Here is a 4,117-nt window from a genome sequence, read left to right as displayed (position 1 = left end):
AAATCCGCTATAATGGTTAGCTGTATATCTATGGCGAGTCAAAAGGAAGTCATCAAACTGCGCGGCAAGGTAGTGGAAGCACTGCCTAATACTCAATTTGTTGTCGAACTAGAGAACAGCCTAACAATTATCGCTTATATCAGCGGCAAGATGCGCAAGCATTACATCCGCTTGGTCCCAGGCGATAACGTAGAAGTCGAGTTGAGCCCTTACGATCTCACGAAGGGCAGAATCGTCTTCCGCGCACGCGATTAATAACGCAGAGCTGCTCCTGATATCAAGCATCTCTCATTAAAAACAGGTTTTTCCTGTAGAAAGTTGTACGCTCATGAAAGTTAAACCGAGTGTCAAGAAGAGAGGTCCGGGTGATCAATTTGTTCGCCGCAGAGGCCGTCTCTACGTCATCAACAAGAAAAACCCTAAGCATAAGCAAAGGCAGGGTTAAGCATGGCTCGAATTGCTGGGGTAGTCATCCCAAGTGACAAGCAGGTACAAATCGCCCTTACCTATATCTATGGTATTGGGCCGAAGTACTCTCGAGACATCCTTGCGGCGGCTAAAATCAAGCCGACCACTCGGGTGAAAGATCTCACCGAGGCTGAAGAACAGAAGCTTCGCGACATTATCGACAAGGATTATGTCACCGAAGGCGATCTGCAACGCCTGGTGACCAACAATATCAAACGCTTAAAGGACATCGGTTCTTACCGCGGCCTAAGGCACAAAAACGGTTTGCCGACACGCGGCCAGCGGACTCGCACCAATGCGCGAACCCGCAAAGGCAAAGCAATCGCCGTCGGCGGCACGCAGCCAAAAGCAGCAAGCAAGACTTGATAAGGAAGGACTTTTAAATAATGGCAGAAGCTAAATCAAAAAAGAAGCAGCGCCGATCAGTCCCGACCGGTCAGCTGCATGTCCAAGCGACATTTAATAACACGATTATCACCTTTGCCGACAGCAAAGGCAATGCGTTGACCGCCGCCAGTGCTGGCGCTTGCGGTTTCCGCGGCAGCAAAAAAGGCACCGCCTATGCAGCGCAAATTGCTGCTGAAAAGGCCGCCGAGGCTGCTAAATCAACCTATGGTTTGCGCACAGTTGACGTCTTTGTCAAAGGCGTCGGCCTAGGCCGCGACGCGGCAATCCGCGCCATAAGCAGCTTTGACATTTCAATCAACAGTATTAAAGACGTAACGGGCGTGCCGCACGGCGGTGTTCGTCCGCGAAAGGCAAGGAGAGCGTAATGGCACGAGACACTAGCCCAATCGTCAAACAGAGCCGCCGCGAAGGAGTTGCGCTGCATCCTAAAGCGCACAAAATCCTCGCGCGCAAAAGCGGTATCCCGGGCGAGCACGCTCATGGCCGCCAAGGCAAGCAGAGCATGTACTCTCAGCAGCTGCGCGAAAAGCAGAAAGTCCGGCGCATGTACGGTTTATTGGAAAAACAATTTGCTAAGCTGATGAACGAAGCGACTCGCAAACCAGGTCTTAGCGGCGAAAATTTGCTACGCTTCCTAGAGTTGCGTCTCGACAACGTCGTTTACCGCGCTGGTTTTGCTACTAGCCGCCGCCAGGCTCGCCAGCTGGTTAGCCACGGACATTTCGAGCTCAATGGCCGCCGCGTCGACATTCCGTCGATTCGCGTCAAGGCCGGCGACGTAATCACAGTTCGCCCGAAGAGCACCAAGTCTGGCTACTTTACGGCGATCAACGATATCTTTGGCAATACCACTCAGGCGCCGCTTAGCTGGCTAAAGGGAGATATCAAAAAGCTAAAAATCGAAATTACTAGTGAACCAAAGCGCGAAGAGGCCGAAGCGGGCATCAACGAGCAGCTAATTGTTGAGTACTACTCACGTTAAAAAGGGAGGAAAGATTAAAATGTCTAAAGTTATTCACAACCCAGCGCTCGCCAAGATTATCGATAACAGCGAGAACTCAAGTACGTTTGTTATTGAGCCGCTGCACTTTAATTACGGCAACACGCTCGGCAACAGCCTGCGCCGCGTATTGCTCTCCAGCATCCGCGGCGGCGCAATTGTCGCTTTCCGAATCGAAGGTGCCACGCACGAATTCACAACTGTTCCTGGCATTCAAGAGGACGTCGTCGACATCACTTTGAATCTCAAAGGTGTCAACTTCCGTATTGCCACCGATGAGCCAGTCGAGCTGCGTCTCGAGAAAACTGGCGCCGACGTCATTACTGCTGGCGATATCGCAACCAATGCTGATGTCGAGGTGATGAATCCTGACCACGTGATTTGCCACGTTGACGACCCAAACAAGACAGTTGTCATCGATCTAGTAGTTGAATCAGGTCGCGGTTACCAGCCTATCGAAGAATCTAGCGAAAAACGCCTGCATAGCGACATGATTGCGATCGACGCTATGTTCAGCCCGGTTACTCGTGTTCGCTTCAAGGTCGACCCGACTCGTATCGGTCAAGAGACTAACCTTGATAAGCTCGAGATGACCATCGAAACCGACGGTAGCCTGACGCCGCGCGAAGCTTTCGAAGAAGCTGCCGCTATCCTCGTCAACCAGTATACAGCTCTGGCTGGCAGTACTACTGTCGAATCTGCACCAGCACTTGGTACAGAGGTCGAGGACGATAATGACGGCTTGAACGCCTCAATCGAAGACTTAGGCCTGAGTGCTCGCACCGCCAATGCCTTAGTCAATAACGAAATTCGCACCGTTCACGATTTAGTCACGCTCAACGAGCAAGACTTGCGCGAACTTAAGGGTTTCGGTAGCAAGGCGCTTGACGAAGTAAAAGATAAACTAGCAGAATTGGAGCTCTAAATGCATCGACATGGATACAGAGGACGCAAGCTCGGCCGCCAACGCGACCAAAGGCGAGCGCTCCTGAAAGGTCTAGCGACGAGCTTGGTGATGGAGGAGAGTATCGAAACAACTCTGCCCAAAGCCAAAGAGCTCGTACGTTATATCGAGAAACTAATCACCAAAGCCAAAAAAAGCAATCTGGCCAACCGCCGAGCGGTCATCGCTGGACTCAGTACGCAAGTTGCCGCCGTCAAGCTCGTCGACCAAATCGCGCCGCAGCTAACTGGCCGCACTAGCGGGCACGTTCGCGTCGAGCGCACTCGGCTGCGCGTTGGCGATGGCGCTCAAATGGCAATCGTTGAATTCGTCGACGAACTCAAACCAATGCCAAAAGCAGCAAAGGAGGCTAAGTAATGGCTGGAAAAACCTTTTCACAGAAGCCTGCCGACATTGCTCGCCGCTGGATACTGATTGACGCCCGCGACGCTAGCCTGGGCCGATTATCGACCGCGATCGCTAGCTACCTCACTGGTAAATACAAGCCAACTTACACGCCGCACGTTGACAACGGCGATTACGTTGTCGTCGTTAACGCTAGCGAACTTGTCGTGACTGGTGATAAAGAAACTGACAAAATATACTACAGCTACAGCGGTTTCCCAGGCGGTTTGAAAGAAGCTCAGCTCAAAGATCTCCGCGCCAAAAGCCCGGCAAGTATCATTGAGCACGCCGTCAAAGGTATGCTGCCCAAGAATAAACTCGCAGCCGACCGTATGGCTCGCCTGCGTGTATTCCCGGGCGCCGAGCATGACCACGCAGCCCAGAAACCAGAGAAAGTAGAGGTTAAGTAAATGGCTACCGACAAATACGATTACGGCTTGGGCCGGCGCAAAAGCGCTACTGCCCGCGCTCGCCTGACCGCCGGTAAAGGCGCGATCACCATCAACGGCAAGACTGCCGATGAATACTTATCAGGCAACAAGACTTTGCTAGCCGAGATTACCGACCCGCTAGCAACCGTCAACAAGCAAAAAGAGTTTGACGTCAGCGTACTAGTACGCGGCGGCGGGCTTAGCGGCCAAGTTGACGCTATCAAGCAAGCTATCGCCAAAGCGATTACTGCTGGTGCCGCCGACTTGCGCGCTCCACTCAAGAAGGCCGGCTTCATGAAGCGCGACCCACGCGAGAAAGAGCGCAAGAAATACGGCCTGCGCAGCGCCCGCAAACGCGAGCAATACTCAAAGCGCTAACTCTTCGTAGTTTAGAGCAGGCTCAAATACTCCGCTTGTTAGGGCGGGGTATTTGTTTTTTGCTTGAGCATCATTTGATTATTT

9 protein-coding genes are annotated in these 4,117 nt (G+C 52.4%); all 9 read left to right on the top strand.

What is annotated here, in order from left to right; all coding sequences use genetic code 11:
- The first annotated feature begins 30 nt into the window (after positions 1 to 30).
- A complete protein-coding gene (infA, locus tag G1ANC_RS03790) occupies positions 31 to 255 on the top strand; it encodes a translation initiation factor IF-1 (RefSeq protein ID WP_129693673.1) in 225 nt (74 codons plus the stop codon).
- A 73-nt stretch (positions 256 to 328) separates the two neighbouring features.
- Positions 329 to 445, top strand: a complete 117-nt coding sequence (rpmJ, locus tag G1ANC_RS03785; protein WP_129693672.1) for a 50S ribosomal protein L36 — start codon at positions 329 to 331, stop codon at positions 443 to 445.
- A 2-nt stretch (positions 446 to 447) separates the two neighbouring features.
- Positions 448 to 834, top strand: a complete 387-nt coding sequence (gene rpsM / locus G1ANC_RS03780) for a 30S ribosomal protein S13 (RefSeq protein ID WP_129693671.1) — start codon at positions 448 to 450, stop codon at positions 832 to 834.
- 20 nt (positions 835 to 854) lie between these two features.
- Positions 855 to 1,241, top strand: a complete 387-nt coding sequence (gene rpsK, locus G1ANC_RS03775) for a 30S ribosomal protein S11 (RefSeq protein WP_129693670.1) — start codon at positions 855 to 857, stop codon at positions 1,239 to 1,241.
- Positions 1,241 to 1,858 carry a 30S ribosomal protein S4 gene (gene rpsD, locus G1ANC_RS03770; protein ID WP_129693669.1) on the top strand — a complete coding sequence of 206 codons (618 nt, stop codon included), beginning with the start codon at positions 1,241 to 1,243 and terminating at the stop codon, positions 1,856 to 1,858. The genes rpsK and rpsD overlap by 1 nt, the downstream gene beginning before the upstream one ends.
- 19 nt (positions 1,859 to 1,877) lie before the next feature.
- A complete protein-coding gene (locus tag G1ANC_RS03765) occupies positions 1,878 to 2,801 on the top strand; it encodes a DNA-directed RNA polymerase subunit alpha (RefSeq protein ID WP_129693668.1) in 924 nt (307 codons plus the stop codon).
- The gene (gene rplQ / locus G1ANC_RS03760) at positions 2,802 to 3,197 is read left to right on the top strand and encodes a 50S ribosomal protein L17 (RefSeq protein ID WP_129693667.1); all 396 of its coding nucleotides are present in this window, start codon (positions 2,802 to 2,804) and stop codon (positions 3,195 to 3,197) included.
- Positions 3,197 to 3,634 carry a 50S ribosomal protein L13 gene (gene rplM / locus G1ANC_RS03755; protein ID WP_129693666.1) on the top strand — a complete coding sequence of 146 codons (438 nt, stop codon included), beginning with the start codon at positions 3,197 to 3,199 and terminating at the stop codon, positions 3,632 to 3,634. The genes rplQ and rplM overlap by 1 nt, the downstream gene beginning before the upstream one ends.
- Entirely contained in the window at positions 3,635 to 4,033 is a 399-nt protein-coding gene (gene rpsI, locus G1ANC_RS03750) for a 30S ribosomal protein S9 (RefSeq protein ID WP_129693665.1), read from the top strand.
- The last annotated feature ends 84 nt before the right edge of the window (positions 4,034 to 4,117 follow it).

Source organism: Candidatus Nanosynsacchari sp. TM7_ANC_38.39_G1_1 (assembly GCF_004138385.1).
Note: the sequence above shows the minus strand (reverse complement) of the source record. Positions and strands in the feature narration are given on the sequence as shown.